This is a genomic window from Paenibacillus sp. D9 (genome assembly GCF_001188365.1).
GTDB lineage: Bacteria > Bacillota > Bacilli > Paenibacillales > Paenibacillaceae > Paenibacillus_O > Paenibacillus_O humicus.
In genome coordinates, this window is record NZ_JZEJ01000001.1 from 451,852 (window position 1) to 468,377 (window position 16,526).

The 16,526-nt window shown below is 59.5% G+C and carries 16 protein-coding genes; 6 read left to right on the forward strand and 10 right to left on the reverse strand.

Annotation, left to right across the window (positions count from 1 at the left end):
• Positions 1-13: 13 nt before the first annotated feature.
• From VE23_RS02015 to VE23_RS02045, 7 genes are all read right to left on the reverse strand, one after another.
• A complete protein-coding gene (locus VE23_RS02015; protein WP_048748460.1) occupies positions 14-871 on the reverse strand; it encodes an ABC transporter permease in 858 nt (285 codons plus the stop codon).
• 3 nt (positions 872-874) lie between these two features.
• Positions 875-1,876 carry an ABC transporter permease gene (locus VE23_RS02020; RefSeq protein WP_048748461.1) on the reverse strand — a complete coding sequence of 334 codons (1,002 nt, stop codon included), beginning with the start codon at positions 1,874-1,876 and terminating at the stop codon, positions 875-877.
• Between the two features lie 24 nt (positions 1,877-1,900).
• Positions 1,901-3,865 carry an ABC transporter substrate-binding protein gene (locus VE23_RS02025; RefSeq protein ID WP_021878219.1) on the reverse strand — a complete coding sequence of 655 codons (1,965 nt, stop codon included), beginning with the start codon at positions 3,863-3,865 and terminating at the stop codon, positions 1,901-1,903.
• A gap of 526 nt (positions 3,866-4,391) precedes the next feature.
• On the reverse strand, positions 4,392-5,231 hold the full coding sequence (locus VE23_RS02030) for a helix-turn-helix domain-containing protein (protein ID WP_049867181.1): 840 nt from the start codon (positions 5,229-5,231) through the stop codon (positions 4,392-4,394).
• 166 nt (positions 5,232-5,397) lie between these two features.
• Positions 5,398-6,525, reverse strand: coding sequence for a Gfo/Idh/MocA family protein (locus tag VE23_RS02035; RefSeq protein ID WP_048748463.1), 1,128 nt, complete (start codon positions 6,523-6,525; stop codon positions 5,398-5,400).
• Between the two features lie 57 nt (positions 6,526-6,582).
• On the reverse strand, positions 6,583-7,530 hold the full coding sequence (locus VE23_RS02040; protein WP_021878223.1) for a helix-turn-helix transcriptional regulator: 948 nt from the start codon (positions 7,528-7,530) through the stop codon (positions 6,583-6,585).
• Positions 7,527-8,519 carry a Gfo/Idh/MocA family protein gene (locus tag VE23_RS02045; RefSeq protein ID WP_048748464.1) on the reverse strand — a complete coding sequence of 331 codons (993 nt, stop codon included), beginning with the start codon at positions 8,517-8,519 and terminating at the stop codon, positions 7,527-7,529. The genes VE23_RS02040 and VE23_RS02045 overlap by 4 nt, the downstream gene beginning before the upstream one ends.
• Before the next feature lie 242 nt (positions 8,520-8,761).
• On the opposite strand from VE23_RS02045, the gene yidD reads away from it, so the two are divergent.
• The 3 genes from yidD to VE23_RS02060 all read left to right on the forward strand — a co-directional run bounded on the left by yidD (position 8,762) and on the right by VE23_RS02060 (position 12,136).
• On the forward strand, positions 8,762-8,971 hold the full coding sequence (gene yidD, locus VE23_RS02050) for a membrane protein insertion efficiency factor YidD (RefSeq protein ID WP_048748473.1): 210 nt from the start codon (positions 8,762-8,764) through the stop codon (positions 8,969-8,971).
• 382 nt (positions 8,972-9,353) lie between these two features.
• Complete coding sequence (gene metG, locus VE23_RS02055; RefSeq protein ID WP_049867182.1) at positions 9,354-11,354, forward strand: methionine--tRNA ligase; 2,001 nt, start codon at positions 9,354-9,356, stop codon at positions 11,352-11,354.
• Positions 11,355-11,425: 71 nt separating this feature from the next.
• Positions 11,426-12,136: a cytochrome c biogenesis CcdA family protein gene (locus VE23_RS02060; RefSeq protein WP_049867183.1), complete on the forward strand. Its 711-nt coding sequence runs from the start codon at positions 11,426-11,428 to the stop codon at positions 12,134-12,136.
• Between the two features lie 7 nt (positions 12,137-12,143).
• On the opposite strand, the gene splB is transcribed toward VE23_RS02060, so the two are convergent.
• Positions 12,144-13,202 carry a spore photoproduct lyase gene (gene splB, locus VE23_RS02065; RefSeq protein ID WP_021878228.1) on the reverse strand — a complete coding sequence of 353 codons (1,059 nt, stop codon included), beginning with the start codon at positions 13,200-13,202 and terminating at the stop codon, positions 12,144-12,146.
• Between the two features lie 180 nt (positions 13,203-13,382).
• On the opposite strand from splB, the gene mntR reads away from it, so the two are divergent.
• Positions 13,383-13,805, forward strand: a complete 423-nt coding sequence (gene mntR / locus VE23_RS02070; protein ID WP_048748466.1) for a transcriptional regulator MntR — start codon at positions 13,383-13,385, stop codon at positions 13,803-13,805.
• Between the two features lie 78 nt (positions 13,806-13,883).
• Here mntR and VE23_RS02075 read toward each other — a convergent pair whose 3' ends face one another.
• Together VE23_RS02075 and VE23_RS02080 are read right to left on the reverse strand one after the other, a co-directional pair.
• Complete coding sequence (locus tag VE23_RS02075) at positions 13,884-14,201, reverse strand: hypothetical protein (RefSeq protein WP_021878230.1); 318 nt, start codon at positions 14,199-14,201, stop codon at positions 13,884-13,886.
• 54 nt (positions 14,202-14,255) lie between these two features.
• Positions 14,256-15,209, reverse strand: a complete 954-nt coding sequence (locus VE23_RS02080) for a DUF1385 domain-containing protein (RefSeq protein ID WP_021878231.1) — start codon at positions 15,207-15,209, stop codon at positions 14,256-14,258.
• Positions 15,210-15,426: 217 nt separating this feature from the next.
• Here VE23_RS02080 and VE23_RS02085 point away from each other — a divergent pair, with 217 nt between their 5' ends.
• Positions 15,427-15,966: a YqhR family membrane protein gene (locus VE23_RS02085; protein ID WP_048748444.1), complete on the forward strand. Its 540-nt coding sequence runs from the start codon at positions 15,427-15,429 to the stop codon at positions 15,964-15,966.
• Positions 15,967-16,040: 74 nt separating this feature from the next.
• Entirely contained in the window at positions 16,041-16,496 is a 456-nt protein-coding gene (aroQ, locus tag VE23_RS02090) for a type II 3-dehydroquinate dehydratase (RefSeq protein ID WP_048748443.1), read from the forward strand.
• Positions 16,497-16,526: the final 30 nt, after the last annotated feature.

Genomic DNA, 16,526 nt, shown 5'->3' on the forward strand with positions numbered 1-16,526 from the left:
TTTCTCAGGGTGTTCAGTTCGATCTCAGCCGCGGATTCAGCGCTTCCTCCAGACCGTTGCTGAAGAAGATGCAGGACATCTGGAACAGTCCGAGGCAGAGAATCGGCGAGATCAGATAGATGTATCCTTTGGGGTTGAAGATGCCGCCCGTGTTCTGCACGGCGAGCTGGATCATCATGCCCCAGTTCGTCGGCGAGTAGGGGGCGAGGCCGAGCATCATGAGGCCGACGCTGGCTACGATCGCCCCCTGCGCCGCCATGATGAAGTTGATCGCGAGGTAGGGAGTCAGGTTCGGCAGGATTTCGCGGGACAGGATGTAAGGCATGCGCAGTCCCATGATCCGGCAGGCGACGATGAATTCCCGGTTTTTCAGCGACAGCAGCTGGGAGCGGACCGCCCGGGCGAGCGGAGCCCAGGACCAGACCGCGAGAATGAAGGAGAAGGCGACGGGATTTTTGATCTGCACGAGCGCGGCCACGATCATCAGGACGGGAAAGCTCGGAATGGTGAGGAACAGGTTCGTGACGAACATGAGCGCCGTGTCCGTACGGCCTCCGGCGAAGCCGGATACCGCTCCCACGACGAAGCCGATGACGAGCGTGAACAGAGCGGCGAACAGCCCGATCGTCAGCACGTCGCGCGACCCGTAGACGAGCTGCAGGAGGGTGTCCCTGCCGCCGTAGTCCGTGCCCAGCCAATGGGACCAGGAAGGGCTTGCGTACCGGTTGTCGAACTTGACCGTCATGTCCAGGCTGGCCAGCATCGGCCCGAAAATCGCCATGAAGATGAAGACGGCGAGGATGATGACGCCGCTGAACGACTTCTTGTTGCGATAGATCGTTCTCCAGAAATCCGCGAATCCTTGGCTCATGATTTATCCCTCCTCCAGCTTGACGCGCGGATCCAGCCTGGCATAGATCAGGTCCGAGGCGAGATTGGCGACGATGACCGCGACGCTCGTCACGAGCAGCAGTCCCTGCATGAGCGTATAATCCCGCTGCTGGGTCGCCTGGCCGATATAATAGCCCATGCCGGGATAGCTGAACACGTTCTCGATCAGCGGCGAGCCGCCCAGCATGAAGCCGAAGTTGACCGCCAGCGTCGTAATGAGCGGCAGCATCGCGTTGCGCTTCACGTACTGGCTCATGAGCGTGCGCTCGGATACGCCGCGGATGCCGGCGGCGACGATGTAGTCCTCGCCGAGCACGTTGACGGCGCTGCCCTTCATCGTCAGCGCCCATGTTCCGAGCGTCGTGATGACATAGGTCAGAATCGGGAGCGCCCCGTGATAGAGCACGTTCGACAGGAAAGGCAGATTGAAGCCGGGCTCCACGACGGGATCGTAAGCTCCGTTCACGGGGAACCAGCCGAACTGGAAGGAGAACACGACGAGCAGCAGAATCGCGACGATGAAGTTCGGGACGGACGAAGTGATGATGGCGTAGATGGAGACGATCGGATCCAGCAGGCTCTTCCTGCGGAACGCCATCATCGCGCCGAGATTGATGCCGATCAGAAAGCTGATGACGAGCGAGATGCTGAGCACGAACAGCGTCCAGGGCAGCGCGTTCGCTATGATCTCATTGACCGATACGTTCTGGTAGATCATCGACATGCCGAGGTTGCCGTGCAGCAGTCCGCCGAGATATCGGCCGAGCTGAGTCAGCAGCGGTTCGTTCGGATTGTAGTTGATCATGGCGGTGATCTGGCGGTACGCCTCTTCCAGGCTCATCCCGCGCTGGGTCGCGTAATCGCGCGCCCACGAGTCGATGGCGCTGCCTGGAGTCATGCGCAGCAGCACAAAGGTGAGCAGCATCGCGAGCAGGACGGTGACGGCCGACATTCCGATTCGTTTGGCAATTCCTCTGGGGCTCATGACTTGCACCTCCGTCGTTAGTCGTCAGCGGGGCCAGTATTCTCTTGGCATGAAGGTAGAGTTGAAGCCGTGGTTCAAATGGGTGACGGCCAGCCGGTCCGCGTCGGTTTCCGGCAGCGGCATATCCCGTCCGCTCTGGACGATCTGGTCCATCATCGGATAATTGCCGGCCATCGTGCGCGTGTTGATCCAGGCGCCGGTCACGTTCTGGAAGAAGTTGACCCCCCAGCAGTTCTCGTTGGCGATCCAGGCGAGGTTGTCGATGATCGCCTTGCGCTCGCTCTCCTCCTGGACGTAGGGGAAGCGCCGCATCTCCTTGTCGACGTCCACCGTCTTTCCGTCGATGCCCGCCACCTTGAGGTCGAGGCGTCCCGTATCGATTTCGGAGCCGTCCGCACCTGTTTTCTTGACGTTCGGGAAGCCGACCTTCTTCTTGGTGCCGTCCCAGTAGACGACCTTGAGCGAGCTCCAAGGATTTTGGAAGCCCCAGGAGACGTCTACCCAGTCCATGGACATGTCGTAGAGGCCCTTATCTGCGTTGGCGAAATAAATCGTGCTGTCGACGGCCTTAAGCTTGGTCGGGATGCCGAACCTGGTGAGCTGCTCGGCGGCGATCTGCGCGGAGTTGACTCCCGGCACCCAGTTGTTCGGCGCGCCGATGATGAACGACGGCACATGGCCGCCCGGATCCCTCCAGAGGCCGTCCGGGCCTTTGCTCCAGCCGATTTCCTGCAGCAGGGAAGCCGCCTTCTCCGGATTGTGGGTGTAGTCGGTCATTTTGCCCAGCGCCTCGGCGCTGAGCTCGCTCTCCAGAGAGGAGGGCATGATGCCGGTCATCGAGATTTTCGGATATTCCTTGCCGTAGTAGTTGCCGATCTCCCTCAGCTTGCTCTTTTCAAACACATAGGTGAGCGCCTGCCTGAACTTCACCTGCTCGAACGGCTTGCGGCGGATGTTGTACATGAGGCCGACGCTGGCGGGATCGTACATGCGGTAATGGAGCAGGTCCGGATTCAGCTTGAGCAGCGACTCCAGAATGTCCTTGGGAGGCGTGCCGTCGTACCAGTCCAGCTTGCCGGATTTGACCAGGGCATATTGGGCGCTCAGCTCGGGAACGTTCTTGATCCAGATCTTGTCGTAGTTGACCGCGTCCGGCTGCCAGTAATCCGGATTGCGGCTCAGCAGCATGTCGGTGGTCGTCACCTTTTCGAACTTGAAAGGGCCGGTTCCGACCGGAACAGCCGGTCCCGAACGGGTGAATTCATTCCAGTTGAGCGCGATCTGCTTGTTGAGCTCGTCGGGAATATCCAGATGGAAGGGGCCGTCCTTGGAGCGGTCCGGCAGCGGCTTGGCCTGCTTCAGCAGCCCGTCGGCCTTGTCGACGTATTTTTGATACAGATGGTAAGGAATCTGTCCCTGCAGGTCTTGGGCGAGCAGCAGCTTCTTGAGCTCCGGATACGGAGCGGGATCAAGCCAGCGGAATACGACCGTATAGTCGTCCGGAGTTTCAATGGAGGACAGGTACTTCGTTACGTCCGCTCCGTTGTTGAGCCGGTAGTAGGCCCACACGTCCTTGCTCGTGAACGGAGCGCCGTCATGCCATTTCACCCCTTTATGGAGATGCACGGTCGTCGTGCCCGGTCCGTCCTCGGTCGATTCGGCGAGCACGTTGTAGACGTCGTTCGTCGATCGGATGAAGACGTACAGGCCTTCGAACATGTAGCGGTTGTTCGTGTCGCCGATTCCGCCCGACCCGAACGGATTGCCCTGGTACAGCGGAGGCTTCGGCCAGCCGCCCAGCACCCGGAATATTTTCTCCTTGTTGAATTTCAGCTGGTCGTCCGGCACGGGCTTCTGCGCCCCCTGCAGCTCGCCGGCTTCGATGCGCGCGGCTAGCCCTGGCGAGGAGGCACCGCAGCCTGACATCGCCGCCACGGAAACGGCCAAAGCAAGCGTGGCCCATGTTTTGCCGCTTCTCAAAAGGTTCACCTGATTCTCCTCCCATCTGGATCCACTTTCCTCCGGCTGCCCGTTGGAAGTGCTTTCATTGTATTCTTGGCCGAGGCTGGCGTGTTGATAAAAACGCTTTCATTATTCTGCCGGAATAGGGCGGAAATTGCTTGAAAGGAACGGTCGGAAACGGTTGCGGCAAAAAGGGGAATAGAAGGTGAGTTGGCGGAAAGGGAGGATGAAAAGAGGGAGAGTGGACAGAAATTGAGACGTTGAAGTTGGGAGAGTGGAGAAACAGGAAGACGGACAACCAAAGAGAGCGGGAGAACAAAAGGGAGAATTGGGGAAATGGGGGATGCAAAGAAAAGGGAGTCTGGAGAACGGGTTTCTATCATTCGTGGCTTGGCAGGATGGGAAGGGATGCCGCCGGAGTTGCAAGTGGAGCGGAACAGACGGCAAACAGGCCGCCCGGCCAAAAGGACCGGACAGCCTGCCTGGAATATCGAAACTATCAAAACGGAGTCTGGAAGCCAAATGCGGAAAAGATGCGGGATGAATTCAAGCCTTACTGGCCTTCCTTGCGCCATTCCAGAGGAGTCATGCCGACGTTCTTGACGAACAGGTCGTGGAAGCGGCTGGAGCTGCTGAAGCCTACCTCCGAGGCGATGAACTCCACCGGCTTCGCGGACAGGCGGAGCAGCCGCTTGGCTTCCTGCAGCCGCAGCGAGATCATGTACTGCTTGGGCGAGAGGCCGGTCCGCTCCGAGAATTTCTTGCGGAATATGCTCTCGGACAGATAATGGCTCGCCGCCAGATCCGAAACCTTGAGCGACGTGTGGTATTGCTGATGGATCTGCTTGATCGCATCCTTGATGAGCTGCTCCTCGCCGGTATCGCCGGACGGCTCCGCCGCGGCGCTGTCAACCGCGCAGACGTGGAAGGCCAACAGCAGCGTCTCCAGGGAATTGCGCAGCAGATCCGGCAAAAATTCCTCTGAACTCGGCTCGCGGCATTCCTGCGCGAGCTGCTTCATCGCGCCGGCTGCCCGCTCGAGGTGGACACCGGTCAGCCTGGCTTTGAGGATGGGGCCGGTGCGCTGGGAGAAGGCTTGCTGGAACAGGTACTGCGGGTAAGCCGGCATCTCCAGCTCATGCAGATGCAGCGAATAGCCTTCCCAATGCTTGATGCATACGTAGCTGTGCGGGGCTGCCGAGGGGATGAGGATCATATTCCCGGCGGACACCCTTGCATTCTGCTCGCCGGAGGCATAGTACCCTTCGCCCTTGATCAGAAGCGTGATTTCTGCCTCCGGATGCCTATGGGTCTTGAACTGGCCTATCCGATCCTCTTGATTCGGCGAACGGGAGCTGAAGGATGTGACATGATCGATAAATCCGGTTCCCATAAGAAATCCCATGCCTTTTCTTTGAAAATGGAGGCGCTATCGTCCGCTGACTGCGCATCTGCAAGGATAGGGAGACGAATGGCTTCCTCGCCGCCGCAAGCGAAAGGGCGGCGGCAGCTTTGCGCCGTCTTCATCCGGTCTCAGCTCTGCTCTTGGAAGGAAACTCTCAGACAGGCTCCGCCTGCTGGTCCTCGGGAGCTCCCCCGGCATAGTCCGGAACTTCAACGCTCACTTCCGAACGCAGCTCGGCGGAACGGATGACGCCGTCGATGATCGCCTGCTGGATCAGAATCTGCTCGCCCGGAATCGGAGCCCCGCGGCCTTCGCGGATCGCATCGACAAAGTCCCGCACCTTCTCCCGGAACAGGTCGAGCTGATGGTCGACGAGCGGAATTCTCGTGCTCGTCTGGCCGCCCATGAAATCGTGGAACATCTCGATGTTGCCGACTCGTCCGTCCCAGACGCCGGACCAGTTGCCCGAGCCGAACGGGGTGATCTTGAGTCCGGCGTCGGTGCCGAGGAAGTTGGTCGTGCCGAGAGAGTCGAGATGCATCGCCCAGCTGATCTTGAAGTGGAGCGTCAGATCGCCTTCGAAGCGGATCATCGCCGCTCCGAAGTCCTCAACGTCGAATTTGTCGGCCTCGGCGTGATAGAGAGGATTGCGGCCGAAATGGTTGAAGGTGCTGGCGGAGACGGTGAGCGGCTTCGGATAGTCAAGCGCGTTGAGCGCCATATCCAGGGAATAGCAGCCGATGTCGGCCATGGCGCCTGCGCCTGCCAGCTCCTTGCGGATGAACGTGCCTCCCGGCATGCCGCGCCTGCGGCCGCCGCCGGTCTCGACGTAATAGACCTTGCCGAGCTTGCCGGAGCGCACGATCTCCTGGATCAGCTTCATATTGGGGTCGTAGCGCGGCTGGAAGCCGATCGTGAGCATGCGTCCGCTGCTGCGCGAAGCCTTCACCATGTCCAGTCCCTCTTCCAGCGTGACGGACATCGGCTTCTCCAGCAGCACATGCTTGCCCGCGTTCAGGGAGTCGACGGTCGGCTGGCGATGGGCGGAGTTAGGCGTGCAGACGCTGATGCCGTCGAGATCCATCGCGAGCATTTCCCGATAGTCGTCGAAAGGAGCGGTGCCGATGAGGTCATGCTTGCGGATGAACTCCAGTGCCTTGCCGGGGATGGCGTCGGCGACGGCTGCGATTTCCACTCCCGGGATGGTTTTGTAGGCGGCGGCATGGGAGCCGGCGATGCCGCCGCTGCCGATGATGCCGATTCGTATGGTCGATGTGGACAAAGGTTTCTCTCCTTCCGAGTGGCGCGCCGCTAAGCAGGGCAGCGCGGACAGCCGGCTTTATACGGGCTGGCTGCGCATTTGTTCCCGGTAGCGGCTCGGGGTAAGGCCGAATTTCTTGCGGAAAACGTAATGAAGGTAGCTGCCGCTCTGGAAGCCGGTTTCGGCCGCGATCTGCTCGATGGAGCCTTGATTGCGGGCGAGCGCTTCGCATACCTGTTCGAGGCGGCAGCGTTCCAGATAATCGCTGAACGAGACGCCGCCTTGCTCCTTCATGATCCGCTGCAGCTGGCGGCTGCTGACATGGATGCGGTCGGCCGCATCCTGGAGCGACAGGGGACTGGAATAGTTGTCCCGGATGAAGCGGGTGATGAGCTGGTAGCGGTAGAGCGACATGTCCCGCTCGGGATGGGCGACCTGCGGCAGCGGCTGCAAAGGGGCGCGGGCGGCACGGAGCAGAATTTGAATGACCGCCTGCTTCACCGTCGTACCCCAGCCGGGCTCGGCCTCCTGGACGGCTTTGTAAGCCGTCAGGAACCAGGGCATCGCCTGGCAGCGGTCCGGGATAGGATGCGGTCCGAGCGCATCCAGGGCTGCGATGCAGTTCTCCGCCTCCTGGCGTTCCCATTCGTCCTCCCCGGAGGCGGCCGGCTCATCCTCGATCGGAACGATGTCGATATGCAGGCTGAGCTCCTCCGTACCGTCCGGACGGCCCGCCAGCTGCTGGTGGAGCACGCCGGGGCCGGTCAGATAGAACATGCCTTCGCGGAATTCATGATCGCTGTCCTCGAGGGACAGAGTGCCGGAGCCGCGGGCGATGAAGTGGAATTCATATTCCGAATGCTTGTGGTAGCGAATGAGGCGATCCTCCGGGAAGGAGGCGAGATGAAAATGCAGCACCCGAAGCCGGTATGCTCCCCAGCGGAACCGGAGCTCCAGCCGGTCCATGGCATCCCGCTTCTCCATCATCGGGGCATAGGGAAACGGCTTGGAACCCGGCGTTCTCATTGCGCTGCGCCGGCCAGGTCGATCCGCTTGCCTTCGGCTGCGGAGCGGTTCGCCGCTTCCATCAGCCTCGTCAGATCGGAAGCGAGAGCGATGTTCTCCTCGCCCTCGGTGCCGTTCTCGATATGTCCAACCCATTGGCTGAACGCATTCGGCAGCTTGGTCCCGAGCGGAATCTCCTTCCATTGCTCCTCGAGCTTCGTGCTGCGCACGCTGATGACGTCGTCCGGATTGCCGTACAGCAGCGTACCTTCCGTGCCGAAAAGCTCGATCTGGAAAGGAGAATGCTTGCTGGCGAAGCCGGCCTCGACGACGCCGATCGCTCCATCCGCGTAAGAGAGGACGGCAACGGCATTGTCTTCGACTTCGCGTCCGGTCACATGTCCGTACGTTGCGGTCAGGCTTTCCGGCATGCCGCCAAGGAACAGGCGGGTCAAATACATCGGATGGCAGCCGAGATCGATGAGCGCTCCGCCTGCCGTCTGCTCCGCCGAGTAGAAATGCTCCGGCAGCCAATTGGCCAAGGCGCCGTCGTGCGCAAGGCGGACGCGGACAAGCGTGAGCTTGCCGAGCAGTCCCTGCTCCAGCACTTCGCGGATGGCCGTCGTATAGCCGTCATTGAGGCGGGGGAGAGATACCGTCAGCTTAACTCCGGCTTCTTGAACCGCTTTCAAAATCTCATCCAGCTCGGCTGCCGTAGGCGCGATGACCTTCTCCGTGAAGATATGCTTGCCGGCTTTGGCCGCCTTGACCATCACTTCGGCATGCATCGTCGTCGGCGCGTCCACGATGACGGCATCCACATCCTCGCGCGCGAGAACTTCGTCCAGGCTGCTTACGAACGGAACGCCGAGCTTGTCGGCGGCTTCCTGGCCGCGTGAAGGCACTTCATCCCATACAACCGTAATTTGCGTGCCGGGATGCTCGTTTGCGTAGCCCGTGTATTCCCAAGCATGGACATGCCAGAAGCTGAGTTTTGCGATTCGAATCATAGCGGAAAGGTCCCCTTTCATAATGGAAGCAGACTGTAAGAATGCGACATGGCTTTAAGGTAACATAGGACAATGACTACGAACAGTGTACAAATATGACATCCGATATGTAAAATGGCGACATTGGTTCCGGTTTGATTTCGGAGTTGTTAGGCCTCAAAATAGAAGGAAGGCGAAATTCTCGGCCTGGAAATGGGGTCCGGGACATGCTGGCATCTGGGGAAGGGGGCGGAAGCATGAGGATGAGAAGAGCCGTGCAGGCTCCCATCCATCTCTACCGCAAGTTCATATCGCCGCTGAAGCCGCCGACCTGCCGCTTCTATCCGACCTGCTCCGCCTATGCGCTGGAGGCGGTGGAGAAGCATGGCGCGGCCAAGGGCTCCTATCTGGCGGCAAGACGCATCCTGCGCTGCCATCCGTTCCACCCGGGAGGCTACGATCCCGTGCCATGAGCTTCCTTGACATGCACAGGGTCGTTTCGGTATGATTACGACAAATACAGCTTACCCGATGAAGGGAAGAGTAGTTTCCGCAGCTGCCGCATCAGAGAGCCGGGCAAGACGGTGCAAGCCGGCCGGGGGCGGGAAACGAAGATGGTCCCGGAGGATTCCGCTCCGAACGGCAGCAGCCTGGCGCTGAAGCCGCAAGGTACGGACGCGCGCAGCCGGCGTTAGCGGCTTGCCGTTCTTCCAGGAACGGCTTCACTAGAGCTTCCCGTCCGCCTCGAGCCAGAGGCAGGGAAGGAATTTGGGTGGTACCACGAAGCGCTCTCGCTCTCGTCCCATAGCGGACGGGAGCTTTTTTGCATGTCCATATCGATCCGGAGGGATTCCCATGCCAGAGAACAACAACAGCTATTACATTACGACACCGATCTATTACCCGAGCGGCAAGCTCCATATCGGGCATGCCTACTGCACGCTCGCTGCCGACGCGATGGCGCGCTACAAGAGGGCGCAGGGCTACGACGTCAAGTTCCTGACGGGAACCGACGAGCACGGCCAGAAGATCGAGCGCACGGCCAAGGAGCTCGGCATGACGCCGATCGAGTTCCTGGACGGAACGGTCGGCGAGATTCAGAAGCTGTGGAAGAAGCTCGAGATCAGCCACGACGACTTCATCCGCACGACCGAGGAGCGCCATAAGAAATCGGTTGAGAAGATCTTCAAGCAGCTGCTCGACCAAGGCGACATTTATAAAGGAACGTACGAGGGCTGGTATTGCACGCCTTGCGAGTCTTTCTTCACGGAGCGCCAGCTTGTGGACGGCAAATGCCCCGATTGCGGACGTCCCGTGGAGCTGGTCAAGGAGGAGAGCTATTTCCTCGGGATGAGCAAGTATGCCGACCGGCTGCTGCAATATTATGAGGACAATCCGGATTTCATCCAGCCGGAATCCCGCAAGAACGAGATGATCAACAACTTCATCAAGCCCGGCCTCGAGGACCTGGCCGTGTCGCGGACGACGTTCGACTGGGGCATCAAGGTTCCCGGAGATCCCGAGCATGTCATTTATGTATGGATCGACGCGCTCTCCAACTATATCACCGCGCTTGGCTACGACTCGGAAGACGATTCCCAGTACCGCCATTTCTGGCCGGCCGACGTTCATCTGGTCGGCAAGGAGATCGTCCGCTTCCATACGATCTACTGGCCGATCATGCTGATGGCTCTCGACCTGCCGCTGCCCAAGAAGGTGTTCGGCCATGGCTGGTGGCTCGTCAAGGAAGGCAAGATGTCCAAGTCCAAGGGCAACGTCATCGATCCCGTCGTCCTTCTGGAGCGTTATGGACTTGACGCTCTCCGGTATTTCCTGCTTCGCGAGGTGCCGTTCGGGTCGGACGGAACGTTCACTCCCGAGGCTTTCGTGGAAAGGCTGAACTTCGATCTCGCCAACGACCTCGGCAACCTGCTGAGCCGCACGGTGGCGATGATCGACAAATACTTCGGAGGGGAAGTTCCGGCCTATGCCGGCGCCGTGACCGAATTCGACGGCCCGCTGCAGGCGCTCGCGGCCGAGGTCGTCTCGTCGGTAGAGGCTTCCATGGATCGCATGGAGTTCTCGGTCGCGCTGTCTTCCCTCTGGCAGCTGATCAGCCGCACGAACAAGTACATCGACGAAACCCAGCCATGGGTGCTCGCCAAGGATGAAGCCCGCCGCGGCGAGCTCGCCTCCGTCATGTACCATCTGGCGGAATCGCTGCGCATCGTCTCCATCCTGCTGACGCCGTTCATGACCCGCGCTCCGCAGGAGATCCGCCGCCAGCTCGGCGCGGAGAACGACGCTCTTGCCGCATGGGAATCGGTCCGCTCGTTCGGCAGCCTGCCGGCCGGAACCCGCGTCTCGAAGGGCAGCGCCCTGTTCCCTCGTCTGGATGCGCCGGAGGAAATCGCTTATATCGCTTCCGCCATTCTCGGCGGAGGAGACAAGAAAGAGGAGCCGGCAGCCGAAGCCAAGCCGGAATCCGCTTCTTCCGCGCCTGCCGCTGCCGTGACGGCTCCGGAGCCGAAGGAAGAGATCGGCATCGACGATTTCGCCAAGGTCGAGCTGCGCGTCGGGCAGGTGATTGCAGCCGAGCCGGTGCCGAAGGCCGACAAGCTGCTCAAGCTGAAGCTGGATCTCGGCTATGAGCAGCGGCAGGTCGTCTCCGGCATCGCCAAGTTCTACAAGCCGGAGGAGCTGGTCGGCCGCAAAGTCATCTGCGTGACGAACCTGAAGCCGGTCAAGCTGCGCGGCGAGCTGTCCCAGGGAATGATCCTCGCCGCATCCGTCGGCGACGAGCTGACGCTGGCGACGGTGCCGGATTCCATGCCGAACGGCGCCATCGTCAAATGATCCGAACCAAAAAGCAGGATGCGGGCGACAGCCCCGCATCCTGCACCTATTAAGGGAGGCTGGTCCAAACCATGTCCAGCGTGAACATCGGCTTGGCATTCGCCGCAGGCATCGCGTCCTTCGTGTCGCCATGCTGCCTGCCGCTCTACCCTTCGTATTTATCGTACATAACGGGCATATCGGTCACCGAGCTCAAAAGCGACAATCCCGGCCGCGAGGTGAGGCGCCGGACCATGAGCCATACGCTGTTCTTCATTCTCGGGTTTTCGCTTGTCTACTACACGCTCGGTTACGGAACGAACCGCTTCGCCGAGGTGTTCGCCGATTACCAGGACCTGATCCGGCAGCTGTCCGCCATCCTCATCATGCTCATGGGACTGTTCCTGATCGGGCTGTTCCAGCCGAAGGCATTGATGAGGGACTTCAAAATGCCGGTGAAGCTGCGGTCGGGCTATCTCGGATCGTTCATCTTCGGAATCGGCTTCTCCGCCGGCTGGTCGCCGTGCGTCGGTCCGATCCTGGCGGCGATTCTGGCTCTTGCGGCATCCGATCCGGGAACATGGTTCGGGCTTACGACCGCTTATGCGCTCGGCTTCGCGATTCCGTTTTTCGTGCTCGCTTTTTTTATCGGCTCGACGAGGTGGATCGTCCGCTACTCGTCTGTCCTGATGAAGATCGGCGGCGCCTTGATGCTGGTGATGGGCGTGCTGCTGTTCACGAACAAGATGTCCGTCATCACGATCTATCTGAATGGAATCACGCCGGAATGGCTGCGGTTCTGATCCTTGATCAAGTGAAATAATCGATCGTCGCCTCAGGGAAATGCTCGAAGATGCGCTCGGATATAAACATCCGCAGCGCATTTGCCTGTTCATCGGGGTAGACGTATTTGCCTTGGCCCCAGCGGCCCCATTTGTACTTGCGCTTTTCGATATCCATCTCTAGCTTCGTTTTCGGATAGCGTTTCTCGATCGTCGCCTTGGCGGTCTTGGTGAAGCGATGCTGGATGAGCTCGAAAGTCAGATCGGGAATTCCGGCAGGCAGCGTCTTGGCCAGGTTTTCCAGCAGCTCGGCATACCCTTCCTGCCAGCCTTCGTGCCAGATGATCGGCGCGATGATGAACCCGACGGGATATCCGGCAGCCGCGACTTTGCCGGCCGCTTCAATCCGCTGCTCGAAGCGGGATGTCGCGGGCTCGAAGTTTTTGATGACATACCTGGCGTTGACGCTGAAGCGGATGCGGGTATGGCCGTTGTGGCGCGCATCGAGCAAGGAATCGACATGGTGGAATTTGGTGACGAACCGCAGTCTGCCGTACTCCTGGTCCGCCATGAACTCGATCAGCTCGCGCAGGGAGCCGGTTATCGGCTCGAGGCCGACGGGATCGCTCGTGCACGCGGCTTCAAAACGGGTGATTTGAGGCACGCGCTCATCGATGTATCCTTTCGCCGCCTCCATGATTTCGTCGGTGTTCACATAGACGCGGATATAAGGCTTCGCGCCGAGAGTCGTCTGCAGATAGCAGTAGTGGCAATGGGCCATGCAGCCCGTCGCGATCGGGATGGCGTATTCGGCGGAAGGCTTGGACTGGTCGAACTTGAGCGTTTTGCGGATGCCGACGACGAGCGTCCGCTTGGCGATTTTATATTGCTCCAGCTCGGAATCGCCGGGCAGATTGGTGATGCGGTTGTGGGATGTCGTCATGCGGATAGGCAGTCCCTGTTTGACCGCCCATTCATGGATCCGCTTCCCCTTGGGATAGTTCAGCGAGTCCGGCTCGAAATAGACCAGCTCGGGCACGAAAACGTCGGGCCGGCCGGTGCGTGGACGTTCCATGACAGTGCTCATAACGGCAAACCTCCTCGGGAAGGATGGATGATGGCTCGGGGTTAGTTTGGCATGGAAGCAAGCTTTTCAATAAGGGAAATCCCGGCTGCGCAAGTTGCAGGAGGCCGGAGCGCGTTGTATGATACTAAAGTAGCGTGGCGCCGAGAGAGTGGAGGCGCCCAGCAGGTTAGGAGGGTTTTCATGCCTACACCGAGCATGGAAGATTATTTGGAACGGATCTACAAGCTGATTGAGGAAAAAGGATATGCCCGCGTATCGGATATCGCGGAAGGGCTGGAGGTCCATCCATCCTCGGTGACCAAAATGATTCAGAAGCTGGACAAGGACCAGTATCTGATTTATGAGAAATATCGCGGCCTCATCTTGACGGCCAAGGGCAAGAAGATGGGCAAGCGGCTGATGGAGCGCCATCATCTGCTGGAGCAGTTCCTGGAAGTCATCGGAGTCCAGGAAGCCAACATCTATCAGGATGTCGAGGGAATCGAGCATCATCTCAGCTGGGATTCCATTACGTGCATCGAGACGCTCGTGGAGTACTTCCGCCGTGACGAGACGAGGCTGGAGACGCTCCGAAGCATCCGCAGCGAGCTGGAATCCGAATAGAGCCGCCGGAATCAAATAACGGCAGGCGGGAATGGAACCATTCCGCGCCTGCCGTTATTTTTTGTTCCTGCTCCTTGTTCAATGATACTTGGGCATGCCGTCCTCGTCCTTGCCGCCGTCGATGACCCGGAAAGGAGAGGGCTTGCGGCCGCGCGCCTTTGCGGAGGCGGATTTGAAGCGGGAAGGCTCTCCGCGGCCCTTACCGGCATGGCGGGGGCTTGGCTTGACGGCGCGTTTCCTGCGGGCGGGACTGAACCAATAGAAGGCGAAGATGCCGCCGAGAATGACGGCTGGAAGGAGGAGGCTGAACGGATTGCGGGCAAGGCTGCTCCCCAGTCCGATCACAACCAGCACGGCAACGACCGCCGTCCCTATGTTGACCTTGTTGCGACGCATGCAAATCCGCCCTTTCTATTGACGATGCTCCCCTTCGGGATGCTCTCGAGACGGTCAGACAGCCGGTTGTACGTTGACTTCCCGCTCGAGCTCGCGCATCCGGTTGAAGGAGGCGATGGATACTTCGACCTGGTCGTCCGTCGGCTCCTTCGTCGTCAGCAGCTGCAGCCACAGCCCGGGATAGCCGAGATAGCGCAGCACCGGAACGTCGCGCAGGGCGTTTGTCCAGCGCAGCACCTCATAGGATGCGCCGAGCACGACGGGAAGGAGAAGGATGCGAATGTAGATCCTCTCCCATAAGTTATCCCAACTGAAGAAGGAATAGACGATGACGCCGACGATAACGGAGAAAATGATGAAGCTGCTGCCGCAGCGGTAATGCAGGCGGGTATACTTCTGGACGTTGCGGACCGTCAGCTCCGCTCCGTCCTCGTAGGCGCTGATGACCTTGTGCTCGGCGCCATGGTACTGGAACAGGCGCTTGACGAGCGGAGTCAGGGAAATCAGGTACAGGTAAGCCAGAAGCAGAATGATCTTGATTCCGCCTTCGATCAGGTTGTGCAGGAACACGCCGGTGAACATGTGGCTGAACAGCCAGCTTTCCAAAACAGCAGGCACGAGGGTGAAGATAAGCTTGCCGGCGGCGAAGCTGATTACTCCCGCGACGGCGACGCCGACGATCATGGACAGGCTCCAGCCTTCCTTTTTAGGGACTTCGTCCTTCGCCGCTCCGGCTTCCTCCGGCTGGTCCTCGGCATAGGCTTCCAGGGCGTAGTTCAGATGCTGCGAGCCTTTGGCGCTGGACTCGAGAATGCCGATAACTCCGCGTACAAACGGAATTTTCTTGAGCGGCTGGTACCAGGGCTTCTTGCCTGCGCTCGGAACTTCGTAAAAAGTAATTTCTTCGTTCTTGCGGCGTACCGCCGTGACATTGACGTTGCGGCCGCCGAACATGACGCCTTCAATGACAGCTTGTCCGCCGTAAATGGATGTGCTCGCTTCTGGCAACGGACATTCACCTTCCCTTTGTTCATACTTCCTCTCGCTTCAGGCTCGGTCGCAGCCTGCGGGGGAACTGGAATCCTGTTTCCATTGTACTTGATGGCAATGGGGAATGCCAGACCGCCTCTCACGGCAACCGCGAACCAACGCGGAGCTGGAAGACGGTTAGCCGGCATGGAATTTGGCGCATACTAAAGGCGGACATTTCAAGGAGGCGATCGAAATGAGCGCGACAGCGGCAGCATCGAACCGGGGAAAAGGGATGGACAAAAGCGAGTATGGCAAACATACGACCCATACATGGACGTACTGCCTGCAGCTCGGGTTTTGGGCCGGGCTGATATGGGGCTTCGCCCATTGGCTTCTCTATACGTTCCGGTTCACCAAGGTTCTGCCCGGCATGCTGGCGGAGCCGTTTTTCAAGCACTCCTTCCTCGTCACGGGCTGGGGGCATGCCGTCGGCATCGGGCATTTCATCGTTTTTTCCATTCTTGCCGCCTATTTGTACAAGCTTCTGCTCGGACGCTTTCCGGGTCCATGGGCGGGCTTTGTGTACGGGCTGCTGTGGTGGACGCTGCTGTTCCTGGCCTTCGGTCCGCTTCTCGGAATGGTGAAGCCGGTCACGGTTCTCGGCTGGAACAGCATTTTCACGGAGCTCAGCCTGTATGCGGTGTGGGGGCTGTTCATCGGGTACACGATCGCGTTCGAATTCACGGACGAAGCCTCGCGCGAGCCGAAGCGCAAGCCGAAGGGAGGAAGCTGACGGACACGCACTTCCAAGGGCATGTCATTTATGGTAGAATGGCAAGTAGCCTTTTGGCTTTTGGAGGTGCGGTCATGCGCAAGATTCTCGTACTTAACGGTCCTAACCTCAACATGCTGGGAATCCGGGAACCGGGCGTATACGGAACGACGACGCTGGATGGAATCAAGGATATGATGGTCGAGGAGGCTTCCCGGCTCGGCGCGGAGCTGGATTTCTTCCAGTCCAACCATGAGGGCGGATTGATTGACCGGATCCATGAGGCTTACGGCAGCGTGGACGGCATTCTGATCAACCCTGGAGCCTTCACCCATTACAGCTATGCGATCCGCGACGCGCTGGGCTCGGTGCCGGTGCCGTCGATCGAGCTGCATTTGTCCAATATCCACAAGAGGGAAGCCTTCCGGCACCAGTCGGTGACGGCGGCATCCGCCGTCGGGCAGATCGCCGGCTTCGGCGCCTACAGCTACGTGCTTGGGCTGCATGCCTTGCTGAATCATTTGGACAAGCCGTCCGGCCAAGGCAGCTAAAGGCAGTTTGATTGGATTAGAGGAGGTAGC

What these genes read in the sequence shown, in the direction of transcription:
- mntR (WP_048748466.1), top strand. Translation starts at nt 13,383, where the DNA reads ATGCCTACACCGAGCATGGAAGATTATTTGGAACGGATCTACAAGCTG.
- aroQ (WP_048748443.1), top strand. Translation starts at nt 16,041, where the DNA reads ATGCGCAAGATTCTCGTACTTAACGGTCCTAACCTCAACATGCTGGGA.
- VE23_RS02015 (WP_048748460.1), bottom strand. Translation starts at nt 871, where the DNA reads ATGAGCCAAGGATTCGCGGATTTCTGGAGAACGATCTATCGCAACAAG.
- yidD (WP_048748473.1), top strand. Translation starts at nt 8,762, where the DNA reads ATGAGAAGAGCCGTGCAGGCTCCCATCCATCTCTACCGCAAGTTCATA.
- VE23_RS02075 (WP_021878230.1), bottom strand. Translation starts at nt 14,201, where the DNA reads ATGCGTCGCAACAAGGTCAACATAGGGACGGCGGTCGTTGCCGTGCTG.
- VE23_RS02030 (WP_049867181.1), bottom strand. Translation starts at nt 5,231, where the DNA reads ATGGGAACCGGATTTATCGATCATGTCACATCCTTCAGCTCCCGTTCG.
- VE23_RS02060 (WP_049867183.1), top strand. Translation starts at nt 11,426, where the DNA reads ATGTCCAGCGTGAACATCGGCTTGGCATTCGCCGCAGGCATCGCGTCC.
- VE23_RS02040 (WP_021878223.1), bottom strand. Translation starts at nt 7,530, where the DNA reads ATGAGAACGCCGGGTTCCAAGCCGTTTCCCTATGCCCCGATGATGGAG.
- VE23_RS02020 (WP_048748461.1), bottom strand. Translation starts at nt 1,876, where the DNA reads ATGAGCCCCAGAGGAATTGCCAAACGAATCGGAATGTCGGCCGTCACC.
- metG (WP_049867182.1), top strand. Translation starts at nt 9,354, where the DNA reads ATGCCAGAGAACAACAACAGCTATTACATTACGACACCGATCTATTAC.
- VE23_RS02045 (WP_048748464.1), bottom strand. Translation starts at nt 8,519, where the DNA reads ATGATTCGAATCGCAAAACTCAGCTTCTGGCATGTCCATGCTTGGGAA.
- VE23_RS02085 (WP_048748444.1), top strand. Translation starts at nt 15,427, where the DNA reads ATGAGCGCGACAGCGGCAGCATCGAACCGGGGAAAAGGGATGGACAAA.
- splB (WP_021878228.1), bottom strand. Translation starts at nt 13,202, where the DNA reads ATGAGCACTGTCATGGAACGTCCACGCACCGGCCGGCCCGACGTTTTC.